Genomic DNA, 26,312 nt, shown 5'->3' with positions numbered 1-26,312 from the left:
CCTCACAGGCCAGCGTGGGCGGCAATGGCGGTAGCGATGGCGATGGCCAGGTGCGACGGAGTGCGTTTGATGGAGTACTGGGTCAGTTCCGGGTGGCTTTCGACAAAGCTGGTGTTGAACTGGCCATTACGGAATTCCGGGTTCTTGAGGATTTCCTGGTAGTAGGCGGCGGTGGTCTTCACGCCCTGCACGCGCATGTCGTCCAGCGCACGCAGGCCGCGATCCAGCGCCTCTTCCCAGGTCAGTGCCCAGACCACCAGCTTCAGGCACATCGAGTCGTAGTACGGCGGGATGGTGTAGCCGGTGTAGATCGCCGTGTCGGTGCGCACGCCGGGGCCGCCGGGCGCGTAGTAGCGGGTGATCTTGCCGAAGGACGGCAGGAAGTTGTTCTTCGGGTCTTCGGCGTTGATGCGGAACTGCAACGCGAAGCCACGGTGGATGATGTCTTCCTGCTTCACGGACAGCGGCAGGCCCGACGCCACGCGAATCTGCTCGCGGACGATGTCGATGCCGGTGATTTCCTCGGTGATGGTGTGTTCCACCTGCACGCGGGTGTTCATCTCCATGAAGTACACCTCGCCATCGGCGAGCAGGAACTCCACGGTGCCGGCGTTCTCGTAGCCCACGGCCTTGGCGGCGCGCACGGACAGGTCGCCGATGTAGGCGCGCTGCTCGGGGGTCAGCTGCGGGCTGGGGGCGATCTCGATGAGCTTCTGGTTGCGGCGCTGGATCGAGCAGTCGCGCTCGAACAGGTGCACGGTGTTGCCGAAGGAGTCGGCGAGAATCTGTGCCTCGATGTGCTTCGGATTGACGATGCACTTCTCGAGGAAGACCTCCGCGCTGCCGAAGGCCTTGGTGGCCTCGGAGATCACCCGGGGGAAATTCTGCTCCAGCTCTTCGCGGCTGTTGCAGCGACGGATGCCGCGGCCGCCGCCACCGGAGGTGGCCTTGAGCATCACCGGGTAGCCGATGCGCTCGGCTTCGGACAGGGCTTCGGCCAGGTCGGCGACGTTGCCTTCGGTACCGGGAGTGCAGGGCACGCCGGCGGCGATCATGCTGCGGCGCGCCTCGGTCTTGTCGCCCATGCGGCGGATGACTTCGGCGGACGGGCCGATGAACTTGATCCCGCGCTCGGCGCAGATATCGGCCAGCTCGGCGTTCTCGGAGAGGAAGCCGTAACCGGGGTGCAGGGCGTCGCAACCGGTTTCCACGGCCAGGTTCACCAGCGCCCGCGGGTTGAGGTAACCCGCCAGCGGGTCGGCGCCCAGGCTGTGCGCTTCGTCGGCACGCTTCACATGCAGGGCGTGGCGGTCGGCGTCGGAATAGACGGCCACCGAACGAATGCCCATCTCGGCGCAGGCGCGCACGATCCGGACAGCGATCTCCCCACGGTTGGCGATCAGGATTTTCTTGATCACTGCGGCTTTCCCTCGGCCCGGGCCTTGTGGACCCCGGCGTAAAGACCAATCGGCAGCCCCGTTCAGGCAGCTGGATTCTCTTGTGGATATTCGTGGCCGGAGCGGGTTCCGGCGTGTTTTTACCCTAGCGCGGGAGGGAGGATTAACCAAAATCAATAATTATTGGGGTAGCCATAAAGAATGCTTTATAGTCGCTGGAAAATGTCGTCATCGAGCAGGCTTCTATGCGTAAGTCATTGATGCGTATGACCCTTCGCCAGCTGCAGGTTTTCCGCGCGGTGTGCGAAAGCCGTTCCTACAGCCGCGCCGCCGAGGAAATGGCCCTGACCCAGCCGGCGGTCAGCCTGCAGATCCGCCAGCTCGAAGAACTGGTCGGCCAGCCGCTGTTCGAGTACATCGGCAAGAAGCTCTACCAGACCGATGCCGCCGACGCCCTGCTGCGCGCCACCAACGACATCTTCCAGCGCCTGGAAGTGCTGGACATGAACCTCTCCGACCTCAAGGGCTCGCTGCAGGGCCAGTTGCGCCTGGCGGTGGAATCCAGCGCCAAGTACATCACTCCGCACCTGTTCGCCGCGTTCCACGCGCAGCACCCGGATGTCAGCCTGAACCTCACGGTGGTCAACCGCGCCCAGGTGATCAAGCGCCTCTCGGATAACCGCGACGACCTGGTGATCATGTCCCTGGTGCCGCAGGACATGGCGCTGGAGTTCCTGCCCTTCCTGAACAACCCGATCGTTGCCGTGGCACCGCCGGACCACCCGCTGTGCAACGCCGCGAAGCTTTCGCTGAAGGACCTGGAACCCTATCCGCTGCTGATCCGCGAGCCCGGCTCGGGTACGCGCAAGGCCTGTGAGGAACACTTCCAGCAGAAACGCGCGCACTTCGCGCAGACACTGGAGTTCGCCTCGCTGGAGGGGTCACGGGAAGGGGTGTTGGCGGGACTGGGACTGGCGCTGCTGCCACGCCATGCGGTGAGCCGCGAGCTGCAGTCCGGGCTGCTGCACGAACTGCCGGTGGAAGAGCTGCCGCTCTACCGCAGCTGGTGTCTGGTACATGCCCGCGGCAAGCGCCTGAGTCCGGTGGCCCAGGCGTTCGTCGCCTTCATCCGTGAAGAGCGGGCGCTGATCAGCCAGCTTGCCGAACGCTTCGCTGGCCCGCCTTCGCCGAAGTGAGGTAGGCGGCGGCGATCAGGTCAGGGTAATCGGAGGTTTCGAGGGCGAGGCGCTGGGCCTCCATGCGGTCCTCGATGGCGCGACGGAACTGCATGCGCCGCTGGTCTTCGAGCTTGCGGCGGGTCTTGCTGTCCACTTGGAGCTGGGTGTCGTCGATATGGCGGGGCATCTCGCATCTCCCAAGGCCTAAGGGCTGGAGACGCCAGCATGCTGGGGGCGGATGACGGTTTGACGACGCGGCAATGAAAGCGGCGGTGACGCCGACGAGCGGTCGGCGGCACCGTTACGGCCGAATCAGGACGCCTCTTCCGGCCGCTCTTCGTGGTTCTTCACCACCTTGGGCGACAGGCGCAGGCTGCGCAGGCTGCGCTTCACGCTCTTGAGGTGGTTCACCAGGTCCGGGCCGCGGGCCATGGCCACGCCCATCGCCAGAACGTCGATCACCACCAGGTGGGCGATGCGCGAGGTCAGCGGGGTGTAGATGTCGGTGTCTTCATGCACGTCCACCGCGAGGTTCACGGTCGCCAGGTCCGCCAGCGGAGTCTGGCTGGGGCAGAGGGTGATCAGCGTGGCGCCGGCTTCGCGCACCAGGTTGGCGGTCACCAGCAGGTCCTTGGAGCGGCCGGACTGGGAGATGCAGATCGCCACGTCCGAAGGTTTCAGGGTCACCGCCGACATGGCCTGCATGTGCGGGTCGGAATACGCCGCCGCCGACAGCAGCAGGCGGAAGAACTTGTGCTGGGCATCCGCCGCCACCGCGCCCGACGCGCCGAAGCCGTAGAACTCGACACGCTGGGCGTGGGCGATGGCCGCGATGGCGCGCTCCAGGGCGTGAGTGTCGAGGTGCTCGCGCACTTCCATCAGCGAGTGCAGGGTGGTGTCGAAGATCTTCAGGCTGAAGTCCGCCACCGAGTCGCTCTCATTGATCGAGAACTGGCCGAAACTGGCGCCGGCGGCCAGGCTCTGCGCCAGCTTGAGCTTGAGGTCCTGGAAACCGCTGCAGCCGATGGCGCGGCAAAAACGCACGATGGTCGGCTCGCTGACGCCGACACCATGGGCGAGGTCCGCCATGGAGCTGTGCATGACCGATGCAGGGTCCTGCATCACGTGATCGGCAACCTTGAGCTCCGACTTGCGGAGCAGATGACGCGACTGGGCAATGTGCTGCAAAAGGTTCACAGGGATGGGCTCGGTGATAGTTGTCTGAAATTTATGTAGTCTAGTTGTAGTTATACTACAAAACTACTCGCCAAGCCCAGGGAATAAGTCGTTGAATATGCCCGCCAGCCTTAGTCTTCCCAGTTCCTGCGACATCCTGGTATTCGGCGGCAGTGGTGACCTGGCCCTGCACAAGCTGCTTCCGGCGCTCTATCACCTGCACCGGGAGAATCGCCTGCCGGCCGACACGCGGATCTTCGCCCTCGCCCGCAGCAACCGCGACAATGCCTCCTACCTTGCCCTTTCCGAGCGCAACTGCCGGGTGCAGGTGGCGCGCAGCGACTTCTCCGCCGAAGCCTGGCGCAGCTTCGCCCAGCGCCTGCAATACGTCGCCATGGACGCCTCGCAGAGCGCCGACTTCGGTCGCCTGGCCAAGGCCCTCAAGCGCAGCGAAGGTCGCGTGCTGGTGCACTATCTGGCCACCACACCGAGCCTGTTCGCGCCCATTGCACAGAACCTGAAGATCGCCGGCCTGGCCGGGCCGCTGGCGCGCATCGTGCTGGAGAAGCCGCTGGGCCATTCGCTGGAATCGGCGGTGGCGATCAACCAGGCCATCGGCGAGGTGTTCGACGAATCCCGCGTGTTCCGCATTGACCACTACCTGGGCAAGGAAACCGTGCAGAACCTGATGGCCCTGCGCTTCGCCAACACCCTGTTCGAGCCGGTATGGCGCAACGGTTTCATCGATCACGTGCAGATCACCGTCAGCGAAACCCTGGGCGTGGAAAACCGCGGCGGCTATTACGACCATGCCGGGGCCATGCGCGACATGGTGCAGAACCACCTGTTGCAGTTGCTCTGCCTGGTGACCATGGAAGCGCCGGTGCGCTTCGATGCCGAGGCGGTACGCAACGAGAAGGTAAAGATCCTCCAGGCGCTCAAGCCGATCACCGGGCAGGACGTGCAGGACAAGACCGTGCGCGGCCAGTACACCGCCGGACACATTGGCGGACAGGGTGTTCCGGCCTACTGGTTCGAGAAAAACGTCGACAACGACAGCGATACGGAGACCTTCGTCGCCGTTCAGGCGGAGATCGATAACTGGCGCTGGTCTGGCGTGCCGTTCTACCTGCGCACCGGCAAGCGCATGGCGAAGAAGTGCTCGGAGATCGTCATTCAGTTCAGGCCGGTCCCCAACAGCCTGATCGGCAACGGTGCCGGCGCGGCCAACCGTCTGTGGATAAGACTGCAGCCCGAAGAACGCATCAGCGTGCAACTGATGGCCAAGGCCCCCGGCAAGGGCATGCAGCTGGAACCAGTGGAGCTGGACCTCAACCTCGCCCAGGCTTTCAGCATCAACAAGCGCCGCTGGGACGCCTACGAACGCCTGCTGCTGGACGTGATCGAGGGCGACTCGACGTTGTTCATGCGCCGCGACGAGGTGGAAGCGGCGTGGAGCTGGGTCGACCCGATCATCAAGGGCTGGCACGAGCACTACCAGAGCCCGCGCCCCTATCCGGCCGGCAGCAACGGACCGGAGCAGGCGCAGACGCTGCTGGAGCTGCAGGGACGGCGCTGGCTGGAGTGATAGGGCTCCTACAGGATCAAAGGCCCCCTCACCCTAACCCTCTCCCGCAAGCGGGAGAGGGGACCGTTCGGTGGAGGATGAAGCCTTGGCGTCAGCCGGTACGGACGGCTCCCTCTCCTTGGGGAGAGGGCTGGAGCGAGGGGATGCGCTGGCACCGCGTGGCCGACAGAAGACCGTTACTCTTGCATACATCGGACGTACCGAATTCTGGCGCGATCCGTTGACCTCGCTCAGCACGCGCAGCCCGCGGACTTTCTAGAGTGGCAGCCTTTTTCCCACTACCCGCCGCATTGCCATGTCCCGCACTCCGTTTGCCCCTGAACTGCTCTGCCCCGCCGGCTCGCTGAAAAGCCTGCGCCACGCCTTCGCTTACGGCGCCGACGCCGTCTACGCCGGCCAACCTCGCTACAGCCTGCGGGTGCGCAACAACGAGTTCGACCACGCCAATCTCGCCACCGGCATCAACGAAGCCCATGCCCTGGGCAAGCGCTTGTACGTGGTGGTCAACATTGCCCCCCACAACGCCAAGCTGAAAACCTTCCTGCAGGACGTCGAGTCGGTGATCGCCCTCGGGCCGGATGCGCTGATCATGTCCGATCCCGGCCTGATCATGCTGGTTCGCCAGCATTTCCCCGAGATTGATATTCACCTGTCGGTGCAGGCAAACGCGGTGAACTGGGCCAGCGTGGAGTTCTGGCGCCAGCAGGGGCTGAAGCGGGTGATCCTCTCCCGCGAGCTGTCGCTCGAAGAGATCGGCGAGATTCGTGAGCGCGTGCCGGGCATGGAGCTCGAGGTCTTCGTCCATGGTGCGCTGTGCATGGCCTACTCCGGGCGCTGCCTGCTGTCGGGCTACATCAACCGCCGCGATCCCAACCAGGGCACCTGCACCAACGCCTGCCGCTGGGAATACCAGACCCACGCCGCCCACGAAGACGAGCTGGGCCATGCGGTGCGCAACGTCGAGCCGACCCTGGGTATCGGTGCGCCGACGAAGGAGATCGTCCTGCTCGAAGAGGCCAACCGCCCCGGCGAGCTGATGGAAGCCTTCGAGGACGAGCACGGCACCTACATCATGAACTCCAAGGACCTGCGCGCCATCCAGCATGTGCAACGTTTGACGCAGATGGGCGTGCATTCGCTGAAAATCGAGGGCCGCACCAAGTCCCACTACTACGTCTCGCGCACGGCCCAGGCCTACCGCAAGGCCATCGACGACGCCGTCGCCGGGCGCGCCTTCGACCTCGGCCTGATGGACACCCTCGAATCCCTGGCCCATCGCGGCTATACCGAGGGCTTCCTGCGCCGCCACGTGCATGACGAGTACCAGAACTACCAGTACGGCCACTCCCTCTCCGAGCGCCAGCAGTTCGTCGGCGAGTTCACCGACGAGCGCCGTCACGGGCTGGCCGAGGTGCGGGTGAAGAACCGCTTCGAAGTCGGCGACAGCGTCGAGCTGATGACCCCGGCCGGCAACCGCACCTTCCGCCTGAATGCCATGGAGAACGCCCGTGGCGAGTCAATCGGCGTCGCGCCGGGTGATGGCCATCTGGTGCATATCCCGGTGCCCGGGGAACTGGACCTGCAGTACGCCTTACTGATGCGTAACCTGAATGGCGGAACCACACGGGATGCTCGCGAAGCGACGGCCGACGGATGCGCGAACGAGTGCGGCAAGTGTGGGTGTGGTGGCGGTTGATTTAGCTGCAGGAACCGCGAGCTTGGTTAGTCACCTGCACCACTCTCACGGGTTCTGCAGGAACACCACATACCCCCTGAACCACCGGCTCTGCGCCAGGTAATCCGGCGCCTGCCATTCCCCGTACTGCGCCAGCCCGATGCGGAAGGGCAGTTGCAGGCGCGCCACGCGCGGGAGGTAGGCCTGGTAGTTGGGAATGGTCGTGCGTCCCTGGTAGGTCTGCACCACTACTTCGTCGACGACGCCGGCCAGGCGATTGATGGTCTCCGGTGCGCCGTTGCTGCCCCAGTCCATCAGCCCGGTGATGCTCAGCTTGCAGTCCTCGGGCAGGCGCGTGCGCAGGTCCTGGAGGAAGTCGACGTACTCGTCCAGGTAACGCGTGCGCGCATCGAAATCGACCTGCACGCCCACCACCGGGTTGCCCGCCGCGCGCCAGCGGCGCAGCTGGGACAGCAGGGTGCGGTAGATGTCCTCGTTCCAGCGCAGGGTGTGGGCGCGGTAGACCACCCAGACCTCGCCCTGCTTCAGGCGCGGAATGGCGATGCCCTGGGCGATCAGGCGGGCCTGGCCTTCGCGCTGGCGCGGCGCGCTGACCTGGCCCTGCAGGACGTAGAGCGTGCGAGCCTGGGCCAGCACTGGCTGGGGCGCGACGCCGCTCCAGAGCCAGAAGGCATCGTGGTCCGCGGCGTCCACGCCGGCCGCCGAGGCGTTGCCAACGAGCAGCGCCAGCGCCAGCACCACGGCCCGGCGCACCAGGATTACCAGTAGTACTTCAGAGACTTCGCCCAGGGCGTGGCGGAGTACTGGCCCTTGAGCGTGCGGAACCACTGCTTGCGCTGCACCGGGGCAATGTCCTGGCTGCCGCAGCCATTGAAGCCGCTGGGCGCGAAGCAGTTGATGGCGCGGAACAGCGCGTACGCGCGGTCCTCTTCCACCGCCTGCTTGTCGGCGATGACCTTGAGGTAGCCGTCCATGCGCGAGTAGGGCGTGCCGGGGAACAGCGACTCGCCCCCGCCCAGTTCTCGCTCGCTGGGCTGGGTGTCGAGGGGGAAGCCGTCCAGGCCGTTGCGCAGGATGAATTCGCCCAGGCAGTTCAGCGCCTTGGGCGGCTGCGGAGATTGCAGCAGGTCGCGGGCGACGTCGACGATCGCCGGGCACTCGTAGCCGCTGTCGTTCTTGCCGCCGGGCCACTGGAACAGCGACAGCGGCATGCTGCCGTAGAGGTAGCCGATGCTGGCGCCCAGGGGCTTGCCACTGCCATCGGTGGGCAGCAGGGAGAGGTCGTCGATGTAGGCCTGGTACTGGCCATGCAGCAGGTCCTTGTAGAGCAGGGCGAACAGCGCGGTATCGCGCTCTTCCACGGAGACGCTGGTGGATTTCGCCTGCTGGCGCAGCAGTTCGGGCCCCGCGATGTGGCGCAGGAGGATTTCGCGGATGATCGGCGTGTGCACCGGCGAGCCTTCGGCGAACACCTTCACCAGGCGGTCGCTGCGCTCATAGTTGAAGGCCAGGGCCAGCTCCAGCTGGTCGCGCTGCAGCGGCTGTACCGCCTGCGGCAACAGGCGCAACCAGAGTTTCTCGGCGGCGATCCAGTCGTTGCCGGCCTCGAGGGCGAAACCGCGCAGGACCTGCTGGCTGAAGGCAAGGTAGTCGAGCTTGGCGGGCGGCTCTTCGGGCAGCGACTTCAGCGCCTCGACGGGCTTTTCCTCGACATAGAGCTGGTAGGCCGCCGTCAGGTAGTCGTGCAGGCCGGGGTTCTTCGCGAAGAGGTCCTTCTGCGCGGCCAGTCCCGCAGCGTCCAGGGCGCGGGGCTCGCTGGGCTCGTGGTGGCGCATCTGCATCAGATCGAGCACCGCCAGCAGACGCGCATCCCGCACGTCGGCCGGGTGCGCGGTGACCAGCAGCTTGTTGTCGACTTCCTGCACCAGTTGGGCGAGATCGTCGGCATCCTCGCGGGCGAACAGCTCGGCGTACTCGCCGGCCAGCCGGCCTTCATCGCTCATCAGCCAGTAGACACGCCGCGTCAGGCCCTTGGCCGAGGCGCCGTAGCGGCCTTGTGGATAAGCCTTGAGGTAGTCGCCCAGCGCGGATTCGGCCTGGACGAGGATCTTCTTGTCGACCTTGCGCAGATCCGGGTAGCCCATCTCGTCGAAGGCGTTCTGCTGCGCCTGGTTGAGCAGCGCACGGGCGACCATGTAGCGCGAGGTTTCCTTCAGCCAGGCCTGGTCGCTGTCCTGCAGGCTACGGAAGGATTTCAGCGCGTCGGCGAAGCGCCCGCTGTAGAAGTCCGCCGCACCCTTGAGGTAAGTACGGTAGGCCTTGGCCGGGGCGCTCTGCAGGTCGCCCGGCAGCAGCACGCTGAGCTGGGTTTCGTCCCACTGGCAGGCACCCAGCAGGGTCAAACGCGCCCGGGCCAGGCCCTGGCGCTCGCCGGCGGTGAGGCTGTCGGCCAGCAGCAGCTGGCTGAGGAAGTCCTGGGCGGTGAGCGGATTGTTGCTGCGGCAGCGGCTGCCTTCGCCGCTGGCGAAGCTGTCGGCGGAGGACTGCACGGTATCCGCCGGCAGGCCGATGCGCGCGGCAAGATCGGCCAGGGACGCGGTGCTGGTGCTGTCGGTCGCGTCTTCCGGGGCCGCGCCGTCGAGCCAGCGGGCCAGCGGGAAAGGCACCTGGCCGTAACCCAGCTGCTGCTCGTCGTCGGTCAGCGCGCGGTTGGGGATGCTGGCCTGGCCGGCATCGGCCAGCAGCAGTTGCAGATTGACCCGGCTGTCGTTGCCCGGGCTCAGGAAAGGCAGGCTGTTGCACACGTCCAGCGTGTCGCGCTTGAGGTTCCAGCTCGGATAACAGGAGTCGTCGCTGCTCGCGCGCGCCTCCTGCACGCCGAGGCAGCCGGTGATCAGGGCCAGCAGGGTCAGTCCGTACAGACGCATGAATGATCCTTGTCCGTTGGAGCCCGCACGCCGGGCCGGAATTCAGAGCAGGAAGAATCTTACCTCGCCGCGCCTGGTCTTGCCCGCCTGCATGGGGGCAAGACTGTAAAAGCGATCTACCGCACAGCAGGGCCTGCGACACGTTGTCCAGCTGATTCCTTCTTTGTTCCGGCTCAAAGAAGGAATTTGCCGACCGGGTATTTCTTCTCCCAACGACAGATCGTCGAATACGGAGAGTTACCCATGCTTGATCAGGAAGAGATTTCGCTTTCCCGCCGCACCCTGCTCGCCGGCGCCGTGGTCCTGGGCGTCACCGGCAGCATGCTTGGCAGCGGCACGGCAATGGCCGACGGGGAGGCAGCGCCGAAGAACATGGGGCCGGCCGTGGACCTCTCGAAGCTGGAGCACGTCCAGGTCGAGCTGGTTGCGCCACCCTTCGTCCATGCCCACGAGCAGCGCGCCAAGGGCAAGCCCAAGGTCGTGCAGTTCCGCATGGTGATCGAGGAGAAGAAGCAGGTCATCGACGACGACGGCACCGAGATCCACGCCATGACCTTCAATGGCTCGGTGCCCGGGCCGATGATGGTGGTGCACCAGGACGACTACCTGGAACTCACCCTGGTCAACCCGGCGAGCAACACCCTGACCCACAACATCGACTTCCATGCCTCCACCGGCGCCCTGGGCGGCGGCGCGCTGACCATCATCCAGCCCGGCGAGGAAGTGAAACTGCGCTTTCGCGCCACCCGCCCCGGCGTGTTCGTCTACCACTGCGCACCGGGCGGCGCGATGATCCCCTGGCATGTGGTCTCGGGCATGAACGGGGCGATCATGGTGCTGCCGCGCGACGGCCTGAAAGACCGCGACGGCAAGGCGCTGAAGTACGACAAGGTGGTCTATATCGGCGAGCAGGACTTCTACGTCCCGCGCGACAAGGACGGCAACTTCAAGCGCTATGGCACGCCCATGGAAAGCTACAACGATATGCAGCAGGTCATGAAGGGGCTGATTCCCAGTCACATCGTGTTCAACGGCAAGGTCGGCGCCCTGACCGGCAAGAATGCGCTCAAGGCCAATGTCGGCGAGACCCTGCTGATCGTCCACTCCCAGGCCAACCGCGATACCCGCCCGCACCTGATCGGCGGCCATGGCGATCACGTCTGGGCTACCGGCAAGTTCAACAATCCGCCGGAAGAGGACCTGGAAACCTGGTTCATCCCCGGCGGTGCGGCCGGCGCGGCGCTGTACACCTTCCTGCAGCCGGGCCTGTACACCTACCTCAACCACAACCTCATCGAAGCGGTGCTGCTGGGCGCCGCGGCGCATATCCAGGTCGAAGGCCAATGGAACAACGACCTGATGAGCCAGATCCAGCCGCCCACTGCGATCAAGTAGGCCCCGAGGCCGGCCCATCCGGGCCGGCCCCTTCCCAGCAAACGATAACGACGACCGGGCAGACCATGCGCAAGACCATCCTGATCGGCGTAACCGTCGCGCTGCTGCTGGGCGGGGCTTTCCTCCTGCTGCGGCCACAGCACGCAGCGGAACTCGCACCGCAAACCGTGAGACTCGAACCCCGCGACTTCGACTTCCGTCCGGCGGGCGACTACTGGCTGGAGAAACAGGCAGTGGACGCGCCTTCGCGGCGAGAACACCTCGCCCCGCGCTTCGAAGTCATGAAATTCCAGGTCAGCCAGGGCGAATACGCCCGCTGCGTGGCCGAAGGCGATTGCCTGCCGCTGGGCAACAGCGCTCCCCGCGACGACCTGCCTCTCACCGGCGCCAGCCTGCTCGATGCGCAGCTCTACGCCGACTGGCTGTCCAGACGCACTGGCCAGCAGTGGCGGCTGCCGACCGATCGCGAGTGGGCCTTCTTCGCCGGCTCGCGCTGGGCCGACGATGCCCTGCGCATCGACGACGACGATGGCAGCAACCCCGCCCGGCGCTGGCTGGCGCGCTACCGCCTGGAAGCACAGACCCGCACGAGTGCCTCGGCGCTGCCCCAGGTGCGCGGCAATCACGGGCTCAATGAATACGGCGTGGCCGACCTGGGCGGCAATGTCTGGGAATGGACCCGGAGCTGCCATCAGCGGGTCAACCTCGACGCCCGCGGCGCACAGACCGAACGCGCCGAATACTGCTCGATCCGCATCGCCGAAGGTCGCCACCGGGCGGCGATCAACGATTTCGTCCGCGATGCCCGCGGTGGCGGCTGCAGCGCCGGGCAACCACCGGACAACCTCGGCTTCCGCCTGGTCAGGGACATCCCTTGATTCCCCTCAAGTTCCGCCACGGCCCTTAGCCGGTATGCTGCGGCGAACTGACGGGAATCATCGCCGTGACCGCCAATCTCTCGCTCCACCGCGCCTGGCTGGGCAGTTTGCCGCCCTTCGCCAACAGCAGCCGCGAGGAACAGGACGACATCCTCCGCCAGGCCAGCATCCTGCGCCTGGTCAGCGGCGCGGCCGTGTTCGAGCAGGGCGCGCCGGCGAGCAACTTCTACCTGCTGGTGCACGGCCGCCTGAAGGCCACCCAGCTCACCGGCGATGGCCAGCGGGTGCTGGTGCGGGTGGTCAATCCGGGCGACCTGTTCGGCTTCGTGCGCGCCCTGGGCCTTAGCAGTTACCCCGCGACCGCCACCGCCAACCGGGACAGCCTCGTGCTGGCCTGGCCCACCAGCCAGTGGGAACCGCTGCTGGCCCGCCACCCCGGTTTCGCCCTGAACACCGTCCAGGCCATCGGCGAGCGCCTGCAGGAAGCCCACGTACGTTTCTGCGAGCTGGCCACCGAAGAGGTCGAACGGCGCGTCGCGCATACCGTGCTGCGCCTGGTGCAGCAGTCCGGCCGAGCGGAAGCCGACGGTATCCGCATCGATTTCCCGGTGACCCGCCAGGACATCGCCGAAATGACCGGCACCACCCTGCACACCGTCTCGCGCATTCTCAGCGCCTGGGAAGAGCGTGGTCTGGTGCGCGGTGGCCGGCAGAAGCTGCTGGTGTGCAACCCGCAGCAGCTGATGCGAGTGGCCGGTGGCGACGAGCGGGAAGTGCTGGTCGAGGACGCTTGACTGCAATCAAGGAGCGTGGTGCGCGCCCTTCCCTAGACTGACCGCCTCCCTGCCAAGATTGACGGCCACCACGACTGCGGCCGCCGTACCCCACTCCGCCCGAGGCCAGCCATGACCGATACCTTCATCGAACGCACCCTGAGCGACCTGGCCTTCAGCCTGCCGGGCAGCTGTGCGCTGTTCCACGACTACAAGCTCGACTTCTGCTGTGCCGGCCAACGCAGCCTGGGCGAGGCCGCCAGCGAGCAGGGCCTGGACGCCCGGCGCATCGCCGAAGAACTGCAGGCGCTGCCACCGGCCAATGAGCAGACCGACTGGCGTCTGACCAGCAACGACCAGCTCATCGACCACATCCTCGAGCGTTACCACAAGGTCCACCGCGAGCAATTGCCGGCGCTGATCCCGCTGGCCGAGCGGGTGGAGAAGACCCACGCCGCGCACCCGCAGTGCCCCGCCGGCCTGACGGCGCACCTGAAGACCATCCAGGAAGAGCTGGAATGGCACATGTGCAAGGAGGAGAGCGTGCTCTTCCCCTGGCTGCGCCAGGGCATCCCGCTGTCCCACGTGCAGGGCCCGATCGGCGTGATGCGCCATGAGCACGACGAGCACTCGCAATCCCTCGCCGTGCTGGCCGACCTGACCGACGACCTCACCGTGCCAGCGGACGGCTGCAACAGCTGGCGGCGACTCTACAGCGGCCTGGAAGAACTGCGTCGCGACCTGATGCAGCACATCCACCTGGAGAACAACCTGCTGTTCCTCGGCGCCAACCACCCGGCCTGAGCGCCGGACCGGGAGCCAGGAGGGCGACCAGTGACAGCTTGCCTCACCACGCTGCCCGGCGGCATCGCACATACTGGCGGGATTGTCCCCGCCCAGGAGCGCCCCGCCATGCAAGCGCATCGCGTCCACCACCAGATTCTGTGCGGCCACCACCTGTTCAACGTGCTCAACGAGGAACAGCTGGAGCAGTTGCTCGCCACCAGCACGCTGCTCAACCTGGAGAAGGGCGACAAGCTGTTCCTCCAGGGCGAGCCGGCCCATGCCTTCTACTTCGTGATTTCCGGGGCGGTGAAAATCTACCGCCTGACGCCGGAGGGACAGGAGAAGGTGCTGGAGGTGGTCGGCAGCCGGCAGACCTTTGCCGAAGCCATGATGCTGATGGACACCCCCGACTACGTGGCCTCGGCCCAGGCGCTGGAGCCCACGCAGGTCTACCGCTTCGCCAACCGCACCTACATGGAGCTGCTGCACAGCAACCCGCAGCTGCCCTTCTCCCTGCTCGCCACCCTCTGCGTACGCCTGCACCGGCGGATCAACGAGATCGAAACGCTGTCGCTGAAGAACTCCACCCACCGCGTGGTGCGCTACCTGATCACCCAGCTCAATCGCCAGGGCAGCGAAATCAACCGCTTCGAGCTGCCGATGGCCAAGCAACTGGTGGCCGGGCACCTGTCGATCCAGCCGGAGACCTTTTCCCGCGTGCTACGGCGGCTGATCGACGAAAAGATCATCGACCTCGACGGACGCAACGTGCAGGTACTCGACGTCGCGCGGCTGGAACAGTTCGAGTAGGTCCATGCGCCAGTGCCTGTATTGCCAGCACGAGAGCCCCCAGGACGCTGCCGATTGCCCGCAGTGCGGGATGCCTCTGCCGCTTGATCAGGAACTGGCAAAGCAGCGCCGGCTGAAGCGGTTCGCCTGGTACTGCGCGATGCTCGCGGTGTTCTGCGCGGCGATGATGGTCTGGCTGCCGCGCTGAGGCCCGCTCGCCTTTGCTTTTCGTAGGACCGAGGGGGCGCCTAGCCCTTGCTCCTTCAGGAATGCGTCGTCCGCCGTCAGCCTTGGCGACGGGTGAGCTGCCGATACAGCTGCGGCAGTTGCACCGGCAGCTGCGCCGGGTCGTTGAGCAGCAGGTAGCCCTGGCTGCCGAACAGGTGCGGCAGGTAGTCCGCGGCCTCGCGGTCGATGGTGATGCAGAACGGCACCAGCCCAGCGCGACGGGCTTCCAGCACCGCCTGGCGGGTGTCCTCGACGCCGTAGCGTCCCTCATACAAATCCAGGTCGTTGGGCTTGCCGTCGGTGAGGATCAGCAGCACGCGCTGGCGTTCCTTGCGCTCCAGCAATAACTGCGTGGCCCGGCGGATCGCCGCGCCCATGCGTGTGTAATAGCCAGGACGCAGCGCGCGGATGCGCCCGCGCACGGTGTCGTTGTGGCGCTCGTCGAAGGTCTTCAGCTGGGTCAGGCGCACCTGCTGCCGGCGCAGCGAGGAGAACCCGTACAGGGCGAAACGATCGCCAACTGCCTGCAGCGCCTCGCCGAAGAGCAACAGGCTGTCGCTGATCAGGTCGATGACGCGGTGGTCGTTGTCGATATGCGCGTCGGTGGACATCGACAGGTCCGCCAGCAGCAGGCACGCCAGGTCGCGGCGGGTTTGCCGTCGCTCAAGAAACAACCCCGGCTCGCTGCAGGCGCCCAGGCGTCGTTCGACGCTGAAATCCAGCCAGGCCTCCAGGTCCAGTTCGGCGCCCTGGGGTTGCCGGCGCAGCCACTGCGGCTGCTGGCGCAGGCTTTCGAACTGCCGGCGCAGCCGCCGCGCGATGGGCGCCAGAGCGTCCGGCAGCGGCGCCGGCACGGCATCGCGAGGCAGCATCGGCTGCAGGCAGACGTGGTCTTCGATCAGTTGCTGGCGGCGGTAATCCCATTCCGGCAGGCGGATACCCTCGCCCAGCGGCACGTCGTCGAAGTCGGCGGCGGGCAAATCGAGATCGAGCTTCAACCCGCCGCCCTTCTTCTGCCGTTGCCGGGACAGGCTCAGGTGATCGAGGTCGTCGGCAACCTTCGCTGCATCGAGGTCTTCGCTGTCATCGCCGGCGCGATCCAGTTCGATGTGCTCGGACCAGCTGAACAGATTCTCCAGACGGAACAGCAGCAGCCCGCCACGGCCGGGGTCCTGTTCGACACGCTCGGCACGCTTGCGCGCCAGGCCCTTGGCTTCGCTGTGGGCGGAGCGGCCCTGCTCGGCGCCATCGATCAGGTCGGTGTGCTGCGGCGCGGCCAGGCGCTGCGGCGGGTAGAGCCACAGCGGCACCGGCCAGGGCGCCTTTTCACTTCGGGGCAGACGTTCGATGCTGCCCGGATCGCGCAGCGCCTGTTGCAGCGCCAGCTCCAGCTCCGCCTCGGCAGGCGGCAGCGCGCCCGGGTCAGGCCTCAGGCTGAGCAGGGCGTTCACCATTCGGTGATAGCGCGGGCGCAGCAGTGGGTAACGCTCCAGCACCGTTCGCGTCCAGGCCTGGTTATCACGGGCCCAGTGGCGCAGCGGCTGGCTGTGGGCGGCGAGCAGCGCCAGCCAGCGGTAGAGCTCGCGGTTCAGCTCGGCGTCGGGGAATACCGCCAGCTGTGCCGGCAGGCGCAGGGAGTCGGCGTCGAACCAGGCTACCGGCAGTTGCTGGCAGGTACCGGCAACCTGTTGCAGCAGGCTGCGGCGTACCAGCAGCTCACGGGCACTGGCCGCCTCCACGCCGACCCCGGCTTCGCCGCCGGTGCCACGGAACAGCAGCAGCAGGCTGCGCCGCACCTCCTCCAGGGCCACTGCCGCCTCTTCGAACTCCGGGCTGGCGCGGCGGATGATGAAGCGGTGCCAGGCGCGGCCGAAGCCCTCTTCGATTTCGAGGTGGATGGTCATGGCGACTCCGGGAGAAAGAAGGCACAGGGAGGCGCGGCACCGGATGCCGCGCCGAACCAGTCCCCTCTCCCCTCAGGGAGGGGGCGCTAGAAGCGCTGACGGTCATATCGCAGTCATCCGACAGGCGCTGTAAACGTCGAAAGGCCCGCCGCAAAGCGGACGGGCCCGGGTTGACGAGATCGATCAGCCCACCTGTGCCACGCCGGAAGCGACAGCCATACGACCGCGCTGACGGAAGCTCAGCAGGTAGCAGATCAGCCCGATGAAGAAGCCCACACCGGAGTACAGGCGCAGCCAGAAGAAGATCTTCAGTTGCTCGACCGTGGCCATGAATGGCATGGCAGCGCCATCGGCCGGCATGCGCTGCAGCCAGACCTGGACGATGCCGGCGGCGGTGAGCATCAGGGTGATCAGCAGCATGGCGATGGTCATCAGCCAGAAGCCCCAGATCTCCAGGCTCTGCGCACGGGCGTCAGGCGCTTCGCCGATGCCCCGCAGGCGCGGCATGGCGTAGCTGATCATGGTCATCACGATCATCGCGTAGGCGCCGTAGAAGGCCAGGTGCCCGTGGGCGGCGGTGAGCTGCGAGCCGTGGGTGTAGAAGTTCACCGGGGCCAGGGTGTGCAGGAAGCCCCACACGCCGGCGCCGAGGAAGGCGGTCACGGTGGTGCCCAGCGCCCACAGTGCGGCGGCCTTGTTCGGGTGCTCGCGGCGGCGGCGGTTCACCATGTTGAAGGCGAACAGCACCATGGCGAAGAACGGCAGCGGCTCCAGCGCCGAGAAGATCGAGCCCAGCCACAGCCAGACCTGCGGCGCGCCGATCCAGAAGAAGTGGTGGCCGGTGCCGATGATGCCGGTGATCAAGGCCATGGCGATGATCACGTAGAGCCATTTCTCCACGACTTCGCGGTCGACGCCGGTGATCTTGATCAGCACGAAGGCCAGCATCGCGCCCATGATCAGTTCCCACACGCCTTCCACCCACAGGTGCACGACCCACCACCAGTAGTACTTGTCGCGCGACAGGTTCTCCGGGTTGTAGAAGGAGAACAGGAAGAACACCGCCAGGCCCACCAGGCCGGTCATCATCACCACGCTGACGGCGGTCTTGCGGCCTTTGAGCATGGTCATGCCGATGTTGAAGAGGAAGCCCAGCGCCACGACCACGATGCCCATCTTGGTGATGGTCGGCTGTTCGAGGAACTCCCGGCCCATGGTCGGCAGCAACTCGTTGTGGGTCAGCCTGGCGAGACCCGCGTACGGCACGAACAGATAGCCGAGGACGGTCAGCACGCCGGCGATGGCGAAGACCCAGAACAGCACGATGGCCAGTTTCGGGCTGTACAGCTCGCGGTCGGCCTCTTCGGGGATCAGGTAGTAGGCCGCACCCATGAAGGCGAACAGCAGCCAGACGATCAGCAGGTTGGTGTGCACCATCCGTGCGACGTTGAACGGGATGGCGGGGAACAGGAAGTCACCGACCACGTACTGCAGGCCCATGATCAGGCCGAAGACGATCTGTCCGACAAAGAGCATCAGGGCGAACACGAAGTACGGCTTGGCCACCGACTGCGAGGCGAATTTCAGATAGGGATTGCCCGGGGTCATGCTCAACCCTCCTTGTTCGGCGGCCATTTGTTGGTGTCGATCTTCGAGGTCCACAGCAGGAACGCCGCGAGATCGGTGACCTCCTGGTCGCTCAGGTGGAACTGCGGCATCTGCCGGCGGCCGGGGACGCCCAGCGGCTGCATCTTCATCCAGGCCGCGAGGAAGGAGCCGAAGGCGGCGTCGCCACCGCGGCGGATCGCGACGTTGCCCAGTTCCGGCGCAAAGTAGGCGCCTTCACCGAGGATGGAGTGGCACCCCACGCAGTTGTTCTGTTCCCACACCAGCTTGCCGCGCACCACCGACTCGGTGAGCTCACTCTCGTTGGTGCGCTTGGGGAAGGTGGTTTCGGTGTGATAGGTCAGCGCGAGGAACACCAGGAAGAAGAAAACGCCTCCTCCCAGGTAGATGTTCCTCGCCATCCCTTTGGTAAATGTCTCTGACATGGGGCCCTCCTAGGTCACGGTCGGGGCCATTGTAGAAACCGTCCCTGGCCGCCTCGCTTGATGGCAATCAAGAAAGACCAATGCTTCTAGTCGGGTATTTTTCCTACATGAAATCAGTGAGTTGCATGTAGGACGAGGATTGCCCCGGTAACCAGCAGCGGCCAGCCAAGGAGCAGCGATTGCCACAGCCGCGGGCCATGGCCGAGTTCCATGAAGCGCAGCACGATGAGCCATGCCTTGCCCAGGCCCAGCAGCAGGATCACCGCCACCGGCAACAGGGCATCGGGCGCGTGGTGACCGAGCCAGACGGCGGCAGCGGACATCGGCAGCATCAGCAGCCAGGCAAGCAGCAGCGTGTTCACGAGCCAGGCGCCAGCACGTAGACCAGCGGGAACAGCACCACCCAGACCAGGTCGACCATGTGCCAATAGAGCGCGCCGGACTCCAGCCCACCCAGGGCATCGCCGCGGTAGGCGCCGCGCAGGCAGCGCAACGTCATCCAGCCGAGGATCACCAGCCCCAGCAGCACGTGCAGAAAGTGGAAGCCGGTGATCAGCCAGAACAGGGTGAAGAAGGTGCTGTATTCCAGGTCCAGCCCCTGCGCGGCGAGGTGATGGTATTCGCCGGACTTGAGCACTACGTGGACCAGCCCCAGCAACACGGCAACCCCCAGCAGTGCAGCCGCACGCCGCTGCCGGCCGTGGCGCACCTGCTCCACCGCCAGCGCTGCACAGAACCCGGCGGTAAGCAGTGTCAGGGTCAGCGCCAGGGCGGTGGACAGGTCCAGTTGCGCGCGGCCGGCACGGAAACCTTCGACGTCCAGGTACTGGGCCACGGCGAAGACAATGATGAGGATGGCGAAGACGGTCAGTTCGGCGAGGATGAACAACCACATCGCCAGGTCGCCCGGCAGGTGCCGGGCATCGAGTGTCGCGTCAGGCGAAGTGGACATCGACCAGGTCCATCAGCGCGGCGACCGTGGCCTCGTCGTCCGACAACGGCTCGGCGAGCCCGGCGCGGCAGGCATCGCGGGGCGCCACGCCGGCGTTGAACAGCCGCGCGGTAAGCACCAGCAAGCGTGTCGAGCAGACTTCCTCCAGCTCCTGCCGGCCCAGCCGGCGCAGGGCCACGCCCAGCTGCGTCAGGCGTTGCGCCAGTTCCGGCGCGACCCCGGCCTCGCGGACGATGATCGCAGCCTCCGCTTCCGGCGCCGGATAGTCGAAGCGCAGGGCGACGAAGCGCTGGCGGGTGCTGGGTTTCATGCCCTTGAGCAGGTTCTGGTAGCCGGGGTTGTAGGACACCACCAGCATGAAGCCGGGGGGCGCCACCAGGGATTCACCGGTGCGCTCGATGAACAGTTCGCGGCGATCGTCCGCCAGCGGGTGCAGCACGACCACGGTGTCCTGCCGCGCCTCGACCACTTCGTCGAGGTAGCAGATGCCGCCTTCGCGCACCGCGCGGGTCAGCGGGCCGTCCTGCCACCAGGTGCCGTCGCTGCCGATCAGGTGGCGGCCGACCAGGTCCGCTGCCGACAGGTCGTCATGGCAGGCCACGGTGTACAGCGGCAGGTTCAGGCGCTGCGCCATGTGCTGGACGAAGCGGGTCTTGCCGCAGCCGGTCGGGCCCTTGATCAGTACCGGCACGCCCTGCGCGGACGCCTGCGTGAACAGCGCCACCTCGTTGCCGGTCGGCTGATAGAAGAGCGGCGGATCGTTCTGCGCGGGGGCGTTCATGGCGGGCGACTCTCGGTTGGCAGTTGTCGGCTCGCACGCTAGCCAGCCACGCCTCCTGCCTCAAGCACGGCGCGAAGAGTTCTTGATTGCCATCAAGCCGAGTCTGCTCGAGCCGCTCCTAGAATCGCCACAGACGCCGGGGGGAAGCCGGCGAAAACGAACGGCGCCTCGATGCGCCCAGCCTGTGAGGAGAGTGTTCATGAACAAAGCCCTGGTTGCCCTGCTGTTCGGCGGCCTGCTGGTGCAGACCACCGCGATGGCCAGCACCGGCGAGGAACTGTTCAAGGCCAAGGCCTGCGTGGCGTGTCACGCCGTCAACAAGACGGTGGTCGGCCCGGCCTTCAGGGAAGTGGCAGCGAAGTACGGCGCCGATGGCGTGGCGCACATCAGCAACAGCATCAAGACCGGCAGCAAGGGCGTCTGGGGACCGATCCCGATGCCGGGCAACGCCGTCAGCCCGGACGAGGCCAAGGTTCTCGCCGAATGGATAGTCACCCTGAAGTAATCCATCCCGGGCGTTTCACGCCCCACGCGATCGGCACGCTCAGAGCCGGTCGCTTCTCTCCAGCAACGCCAGGCAGGCATCGGCCGGCACGGGCTGGCTGATCAGGTAACCCTGGATTTCGTCGCAGCCGTGGGCGCGCAGGAAGCGCAGCTGTTCGGCGTGCTCGACGCCCTCCGCCACCACTTTCAGTTCCAGGCTGTGCGCCATGGCGATGATCGCGCGGGTGATAGCCGCGTCCTCGCCGCGCTCCGACAGGTCGCGGATGAAGGTCTGGTCGATCTTCACATAGTCCACCGGGAAGCGCTTCAGGTAGCTGAGCGAGGAATAGCCGGTGCCGAAGTCGTCGATGGCCAGCTTCACGCCCATCTCGCGCAGCTGGCGGAAGGTCGCGGTGACGCTCTCGACGTTGTCCAGCAGTTGGCTTTCGGTCAATTCCAGCTCCAGCAGGTACGACGGCAGGCCGGTTTCCTCCAGCACGGTCCGCACCAGGTCGACCAGATTGCCGGTGCGCAACTGGTGCACCGACAGGTTGACCGACACCCGCAGCTCGCGCCCCTGGCGCTGCCACGCGCGGGCCTGCTGGCAGGCGCGGCGCAGGACGAACTCGCCGATGGCGCCGATCAGCCCGGTCTCCTCGGCCAAGCCGATGAAATCGCCCGGCGGCACCATGCCCATCTCCGGATGGCGCCAGCGCACCAGTGCCTCGGCGCTGTCCAGGCGCTCGTTGGCGAGGTTCAGCTTGGGCTGGTAGTGCACGTCCAGCTGCCCCTCGTCGATCGCCTTGCGCAACCGCGTCTCCAGCTGCAGGCGCTCCAGGGTGCAGGCCTGCAGGTTGTCGGTGAAGAACTGGAAGGTATTCCCGCCCAGGTGCTTGGCATGCTGCATGGCCATGTTCGCCTGGCTCATCAGCGCAGAAATTTCCCAGGCGTTGTCCGGCAGCAGGCTGATGCCGACCGAGGCACTGACCACCAGTTCGTGGCCGCCCACGGTCATCGGCGTGCGCAGCTTCGCCAGCAGGCGGCTGGACAGCCGCGCCAGCGCGGCGAGGCTGGCGTAGGAGTCGATCAGCACGGCGAACTCGTCGCCGGACAAGCGGGCGATGGTGTCGGCCTCGGGTACCGTCTGGGTCATGCGCCGCGACATCTGCCGCAGCAACTGGTCGGCGACCTCGTGGCCGAGGCTGTCGTTGAGCAGCTTGAAGCGGTCCAGGTCGATCAGCAGCAGCGCCGCCGTGCGGCCTTCCTGGCGCGCGCGCTGGCTGGCCTCGTGCAGGCGCTCCTTGAACAGCGTGCGGTTGGCCAGCCCGGTGAGTTCGTCGTAATGCGAGAGGTAGCGCAGGCGCTCCTCGGCATCGCGGCGAGCGGTGAGGTCGGCGAAGAAGCCGACCACATGGGCGACCTGACCGCGGCTGTCACGCACCACGTTGAGCTGCAACCACTGCGGGTACAACTCGCCGTTCTTGCGCGTCTCGATCAGCTCGCCCTGCCAGGTGCCCAGGCGCTCCAGGTCGGTGCGGATCGCCTGGTAGCGCCGCAGGCTTTCCGCCGACCCCATCAGGCGCGCCACGTTATGCCCGAGCAATTCCTCGCGGCGGTAACCGGTGAGGGAGGTGAAGGCCTCATTGATGGCGATCAGGCGGTAATCGGGGTCGAGGATGATGATGCCTTCGCTGGCGGCCTCGAACACCGTGGCGGCCAGGCGCTGTTCCTCCTCGCGCAGCTTGCGCGGGGAGATGTCGGCGCGGGTGCCGACCATCCGCGTGACCTGCCCGCGACCATCGCGCTCCATCACCCGGCCACGGTCTTCCACCCAGACCCAGTGGCCGGCGGCGTGGCGCACGCGGTATTCGATGCGGTAGCCGTCGGTGCGGCCCTTGAGGTGCTCGACCAGCGCGCGGCGCAGCAGCGGTACGTCGTCGGGGTGCAGGCGCGGGCGCAGGTCGTTGCGCACGCTCTTCACCGATTCCTGGGTGATGCCGAAGATCTCCTCCAGGTGCGAGTGGTGCACTTCGTCGGTCAGCAGGTTCCAGTCCCACAGGCCCAGCTCGCTGGCCTCCAGCGCCAGGGCCAGGCGCGCCTCGGTGTGGCTGAGCTTGGCGCTGCCCGCCTCCACTCGCTCCTGCAGCGCGTCGCGGGCGCGGCACAGTTCGCGCTCGGCGCGGCGGCGCTGCTCGACTTCATGCTCCAGGTCCTGGTTAAGCGCCTCGGTCTGTGCGTTGGCGCGCTCCAGGTGCGCCACCAGCGCCTGGGCCTGGAAACGCCGCAGCAGGCCGACGTGGACGACCCGATGAATCTGCCAGGCCACCACCAGCAGCGCGGCCAGCAGGATCACCCCGAGCACGCCCCAGCCCTGCTGCAACGGGTTATCGCTGATCAATAAATAGGCAATGGACGGAAACAGGCAGGGCAAGGCGAAGGTGAGAAAGGCCGGCAGGCTGACCGCGTAGGCGACACTGGCGGACAGGATGGCCGCGGCGATCAGGCCGAACACCAGGGATTGCTGGAGGAAGGCATCCGGCGGGACCAGGGCGATCGCGGCAAAGGCCAGGGTCAGGCCCGAAGCCCCGGCGCCGAACAGGAAGGTGCGCTGCCAGTGCGGGCTGGCCTGGCGCTCGGCGGAAGCGGCATTGAAGGCGGAGACCTGGATCAGCCGCAGCACGGCCAGCAGCACCAGCCAGACCAGCCAGCCGGCCAGCAGCCCCGGCTGCACGTAGTCCCACAACAGCCCGGCGCAGGCCAGGCCATTGAGCAGCATGAGCAGGGTCGGCACCCGCGAGCCCTGGTAGAGCAGGCGCGTGCGTTCGACGGCAATTTCGTGAGCGTACTGCTGGCGGATCTCGGCATGGCTCACCGGGATCGCCGAAGGCTCTACATAAGCGGTCATAGGCGTTTTTCTTGTAGGTTCTGGCCTAGGCGTCGGCGGAGCATACCCGAGGAGCTAGCCCCACCCAAGCAGGATGATGGCAATTGGCTGCAAGCCCTCCCAACTTTCGTCGGGAAGACGCCGGACGGCGGCCCGGTTTGCCGGGGAAAACCGCCCGTCGGTAGAATGCCTCCCCATGAACGATGACATCTCCTACCTGCTCAACTCCCTCAATGACCCGCAGCGCCAGGCCGTAGCCGCGCCGCTGGGGCGCCAGCGCGTACTCGCCGGCGCCGGGTCCGGCAAGACCCGCGTGCTGGTGCACCGCATCGCCTGGCTGATCCAGGTCGAGAACGCCTCGCCGCACAGCATCCTGGCCGTGACCTTCACCAACAAGGCCGCCGCCGAAATGCGCGCGCGGATCGAGCAGTTGCTGGGGATCAACCCGGCGGGCATGTGGGTCGGCACCTTCCACGGCCTGGCGCATCGCCTGTTGCGCGCGCACTGGCAGGAAGCCGGCTTGCCGGAGAACTTCCAGATCCTCGACAGCGACGACCAGCTGCGCCTGGTCAAACGCGTGGTGCGCGAGATGGGGCTGGACGAGCAGCGCTGGCCGCCGCGCCAGGCGCAGTGGTTCATCAACGGCCAGAAGGACGAGGGCAACCGCCCGCAGAACATCCAGGCCGGCGGCGACCTCTACCTGTCGACCATGGTCAGCGTCTACCAGGCCTACGAAGACGCCTGCGCCCGTGCCGGCGTCGTCGACTTCGCCGAACTGCTGTTGCGCTCGCTGGACCTCTGGCGCGACCGCCCGAGCCTGCTGGAGCACTATCAGCGGCGCTTCCGCCACATCCTGGTGGACGAGTTCCAGGACACCAACGCCGTGCAGTACGCCTGGCTGCGCTTCCTCGGCAAGGGCGGCGAGAGCCTGATGGTGGTGGGCGACGACGACCAGTCGATCTACGGCTGGCGCGGCGCGAAGATCGAGAACATCCAGCAGTTCGGTGACGATTTCGCCGGCACCGAGGACATCCGCCTGGAGCAGAACTACCGCTCCACCGGCACCATCCTGAAGGCCGCCAACGCGCTGATCGCCAACAACAGCGGGCGCCTGGGCAAGGAGCTGTGGACCGATGGCGTCGACGGCGAGCCGATCACCCTGTATTCGGGCTTCAACGAGCACGACGAGGCGCGCTACATCGTCGAGACCATCGAGGACGCCCTGCGCAAGGATGGTCTGAAGCGCAGCGAGATCGCCATCCTCTACCGCTCCAACGCCCAGTCCCGCGTCCTGGAAGAGGCGCTGCTGCGCGAGAAGATCCCCTACCGCATCTACGGCGGCCAGCGCTTCTTCGAACGCGCCGAGATCAAGAACGCCCTGGCCTACCTGCGACTGATCCGCCTGCGCGATGACGACGCCGCGCTGGAGCGGGTGATCAACGTGCCGCCGCGCGGCATCGGCGAGAAGACCGTCGAGGCGATCCGCAACGCCGCGCGCCTGAACGGCACCTCGATGTGGCGCGCGATCAACGACGTGATCGCCGCCAAGGCCGTGGCCGGCCGCGCCGCCAGCGCGTTGAACGGCTTCCTGGAGACCGTCGACCTGCTCGCGGTGAAGGTCGAGGGCCTGCCGCTGCACCAGATGACCCAGATCGTCATCGAGCAGTCCGGCCTGGTCACCTACCACAAGGAAGAGAAGGGCGAGAAAGGCCAGGCCCGGGTGGAAAACCTGGAAGAACTGGTCAGCGCCGCCCGCGCCTTCGAGACCCCGGACGACGAGGACACCCCGCCGCTGGTGGCCTTCCTCGACCACACCGCGCTGGAATCCGGCGACACCCAGGCCGACGCCTTCGAAGACAGCGTGCAACTGATGACGCTGCACAGCGCCAAGGGCCTGGAGTTCCCGCTGGTGTTCCTCGCCGGCATGGAAGAAGGCCTGTTCCCGCACAAGATGAGCCTGGAAGAGCCCGGCCGCCTCGAAGAAGAACGCCGCCTGGCCTACGTGGGTATCACCCGTGCCATGCAGCGCCTGGTCATGACCTATGCGGAAACCCGCCGCCTGTACGGCAGCGAGACCTACAACAAGGTCTCGCGCTTCGTCCGCGAAATCCCGCCGAGCCTGATCCAGGAAGTGCGCCTGTCCAACTCGGTGAGCCGCCCGCTCTCGGGCAACCAGCGCAGCGGCAACCTGTTCAGCGGCGCCAGCGTGCCGGACACCCCGTTCAGCCTCGGTCAGTCCGTGCGCCACCCGCTGTTCGGCGACGGCGTGATCCTCAACTTCGAAGGCTCCGGCGCCCAGGCACGGGTGCAGGTGAACTTCGACAGCGAGGGCAGCAAGTGGCTGATGATGGGTTACGCGAAGCTGGAAGCGATCTGAGCCGCTAGCCCCCACCGCAAGAGAGCGTAGGGCGAATAACCGGGAACAGGTTATGCGCCGGTTCCTCGG

At 66.4% G+C, this 26,312-nt stretch carries 23 protein-coding genes; 11 read left to right on the top strand and 12 right to left on the bottom strand.

All coding sequences use genetic code 11. From position 1 onward, the window contains the following. Nucleotides 1–2: 2 nt before the first annotated feature. Nucleotides 3–1,418 carry an acetyl-CoA carboxylase biotin carboxylase subunit gene (locus GJV37_RS21305; RefSeq protein WP_024766119.1) on the bottom strand — a complete coding sequence of 472 codons (1,416 nt, stop codon included), beginning with the start codon at nt 1,416–1,418 and terminating at the stop codon, nt 3–5. A 239-nt stretch (nt 1,419–1,657) separates the two neighbouring features. On the opposite strand from GJV37_RS21305, the gene GJV37_RS21300 reads away from it, so the two are divergent. After that, a complete protein-coding gene (locus GJV37_RS21300; protein WP_024766118.1) occupies nt 1,658–2,593 on the top strand; it encodes a LysR family transcriptional regulator in 936 nt (311 codons plus the stop codon). Here GJV37_RS21300 and GJV37_RS21295 read toward each other — a convergent pair. Beyond that, on the bottom strand, nt 2,547–2,762 hold the full coding sequence (locus GJV37_RS21295; RefSeq protein ID WP_170858220.1) for a PA3496 family putative envelope integrity protein: 216 nt from the start codon (nt 2,760–2,762) through the stop codon (nt 2,547–2,549). The genes GJV37_RS21300 and GJV37_RS21295 overlap by 47 nt on opposite strands. Nucleotides 2,763–2,887: 125 nt before the next feature. Continuing rightward, complete coding sequence (hexR, locus tag GJV37_RS21290; protein ID WP_024766116.1) at nt 2,888–3,772, bottom strand: transcriptional regulator HexR; 885 nt, start codon at nt 3,770–3,772, stop codon at nt 2,888–2,890. A 97-nt stretch (nt 3,773–3,869) separates the two neighbouring features. On the opposite strand from hexR, the gene zwf reads away from it, so the two are divergent. Continuing rightward, a complete protein-coding gene (gene zwf, locus GJV37_RS21285; protein WP_425326841.1) occupies nt 3,870–5,339 on the top strand; it encodes a glucose-6-phosphate dehydrogenase in 1,470 nt (489 codons plus the stop codon). Between the two features lie 295 nt (nt 5,340–5,634). Continuing rightward, nucleotides 5,635–7,035, top strand: coding sequence for a prephenate-dependent tRNA uridine(34) hydroxylase TrhP (trhP, locus tag GJV37_RS21280; RefSeq protein ID WP_193452932.1), 1,401 nt, complete (start codon nt 5,635–5,637; stop codon nt 7,033–7,035). 45 nt (nt 7,036–7,080) lie between these two features. Here trhP and GJV37_RS21275 read toward each other — a convergent pair whose 3' ends face one another. Both GJV37_RS21275 and GJV37_RS21270 read right to left on the bottom strand, forming a co-directional pair. Beyond that, nucleotides 7,081–7,788, bottom strand: coding sequence for a DUF3142 domain-containing protein (locus GJV37_RS21275; RefSeq protein WP_193452931.1), 708 nt, complete (start codon nt 7,786–7,788; stop codon nt 7,081–7,083). Between the two features lie 5 nt (nt 7,789–7,793). After that, nucleotides 7,794–9,962, bottom strand: coding sequence for a PA5441 family protein (locus GJV37_RS21270; protein WP_065083735.1), 2,169 nt, complete (start codon nt 9,960–9,962; stop codon nt 7,794–7,796). Between the two features lie 243 nt (nt 9,963–10,205). On the opposite strand from GJV37_RS21270, the gene nirK reads away from it, so the two are divergent. The 6 genes from nirK (at nt 10,206) to GJV37_RS21240 (ending at nt 14,791) form a co-directional block, all read left to right on the top strand. Beyond that, nucleotides 10,206–11,357 carry a copper-containing nitrite reductase gene (nirK, locus tag GJV37_RS21265; RefSeq protein WP_024766111.1) on the top strand — a complete coding sequence of 384 codons (1,152 nt, stop codon included), beginning with the start codon at nt 10,206–10,208 and terminating at the stop codon, nt 11,355–11,357. 65 nt (nt 11,358–11,422) lie between these two features. Beyond that, complete coding sequence (locus tag GJV37_RS21260; protein WP_193452930.1) at nt 11,423–12,235, top strand: SUMF1/EgtB/PvdO family nonheme iron enzyme; 813 nt, start codon at nt 11,423–11,425, stop codon at nt 12,233–12,235. Nucleotides 12,236–12,300: 65 nt separating this feature from the next. Next, entirely contained in the window at nt 12,301–13,029 is a 729-nt protein-coding gene (locus GJV37_RS21255; RefSeq protein ID WP_024766110.1) for a Crp/Fnr family transcriptional regulator, read from the top strand. A 111-nt stretch (nt 13,030–13,140) separates the two neighbouring features. Beyond that, complete coding sequence (gene ytfE, locus GJV37_RS21250; RefSeq protein ID WP_193452929.1) at nt 13,141–13,812, top strand: iron-sulfur cluster repair protein YtfE; 672 nt, start codon at nt 13,141–13,143, stop codon at nt 13,810–13,812. Nucleotides 13,813–13,920: 108 nt separating this feature from the next. Next, a complete protein-coding gene (locus GJV37_RS21245) occupies nt 13,921–14,604 on the top strand; it encodes a Crp/Fnr family transcriptional regulator (protein ID WP_024766109.1) in 684 nt (227 codons plus the stop codon). A gap of 4 nt (nt 14,605–14,608) precedes the next feature. Then, entirely contained in the window at nt 14,609–14,791 is a 183-nt protein-coding gene (locus tag GJV37_RS21240) for a protein DnrP (protein WP_193452928.1), read from the top strand. A 76-nt stretch (nt 14,792–14,867) separates the two neighbouring features. On the opposite strand, the gene GJV37_RS21235 is transcribed toward GJV37_RS21240, so the two are convergent. From GJV37_RS21235 to GJV37_RS21210, 6 genes are all read right to left on the bottom strand, one after another. Beyond that, the gene (locus tag GJV37_RS21235) at nt 14,868–16,715 is read right to left on the bottom strand and encodes a nitric oxide reductase activation protein NorD (protein ID WP_193452927.1); all 1,848 of its coding nucleotides are present in this window, start codon (nt 16,713–16,715) and stop codon (nt 14,868–14,870) included. Nucleotides 16,716–16,898: 183 nt separating this feature from the next. Continuing rightward, a complete protein-coding gene (locus GJV37_RS21230; RefSeq protein ID WP_193452926.1) occupies nt 16,899–18,323 on the bottom strand; it encodes a cbb3-type cytochrome c oxidase subunit I in 1,425 nt (474 codons plus the stop codon). 2 nt (nt 18,324–18,325) lie between these two features. After that, complete coding sequence (locus GJV37_RS21225; protein ID WP_024766105.1) at nt 18,326–18,766, bottom strand: c-type cytochrome; 441 nt, start codon at nt 18,764–18,766, stop codon at nt 18,326–18,328. Nucleotides 18,767–18,879: 113 nt separating this feature from the next. Then, nucleotides 18,880–19,128, bottom strand: coding sequence for a cytochrome C oxidase subunit IV family protein (locus GJV37_RS21220; RefSeq protein WP_246228395.1), 249 nt, complete (start codon nt 19,126–19,128; stop codon nt 18,880–18,882). Continuing rightward, nucleotides 19,125–19,718, bottom strand: coding sequence for a cytochrome c oxidase subunit 3 (locus GJV37_RS21215; protein WP_065083741.1), 594 nt, complete (start codon nt 19,716–19,718; stop codon nt 19,125–19,127). The genes GJV37_RS21220 and GJV37_RS21215 overlap by 4 nt, the downstream gene beginning before the upstream one ends. Beyond that, complete coding sequence (locus tag GJV37_RS21210) at nt 19,702–20,499, bottom strand: CbbQ/NirQ/NorQ/GpvN family protein (RefSeq protein ID WP_024766102.1); 798 nt, start codon at nt 20,497–20,499, stop codon at nt 19,702–19,704. Before GJV37_RS21210 ends, GJV37_RS21215 begins: the two co-directional genes overlap by 17 nt. 199 nt (nt 20,500–20,698) lie before the next feature. On the opposite strand from GJV37_RS21210, the gene GJV37_RS21205 reads away from it, so the two are divergent. Further along, nucleotides 20,699–21,004 carry a c-type cytochrome gene (locus tag GJV37_RS21205; RefSeq protein WP_169889325.1) on the top strand — a complete coding sequence of 102 codons (306 nt, stop codon included), beginning with the start codon at nt 20,699–20,701 and terminating at the stop codon, nt 21,002–21,004. Nucleotides 21,005–21,043: 39 nt separating this feature from the next. Here GJV37_RS21205 and GJV37_RS21200 read toward each other — a convergent pair whose 3' ends face one another. Further along, nucleotides 21,044–23,887 (bottom strand): EAL domain-containing protein, encoded by a 2,844-nt coding sequence (locus tag GJV37_RS21200; RefSeq protein WP_193452925.1) that lies wholly within the window; start codon nt 23,885–23,887, stop codon nt 21,044–21,046. Between the two features lie 175 nt (nt 23,888–24,062). Here GJV37_RS21200 and uvrD point away from each other — a divergent pair, with 175 nt between their 5' ends. Beyond that, on the top strand, nt 24,063–26,243 hold the full coding sequence (gene uvrD / locus GJV37_RS21195; RefSeq protein WP_065083748.1) for a DNA helicase II: 2,181 nt from the start codon (nt 24,063–24,065) through the stop codon (nt 26,241–26,243). The last annotated feature ends 69 nt before the right edge of the window (nt 26,244–26,312 follow it).

Source organism: Pseudomonas nitroreducens (genome assembly GCF_010994165.1).
Classification (GTDB): domain Bacteria; phylum Pseudomonadota; class Gammaproteobacteria; order Pseudomonadales; family Pseudomonadaceae; genus Pseudomonas; species Pseudomonas nitroreducens.
The sequence above is the reverse complement of the archived record's forward strand: the minus strand, read 5'-3'. Positions and strand labels throughout refer to the sequence as shown.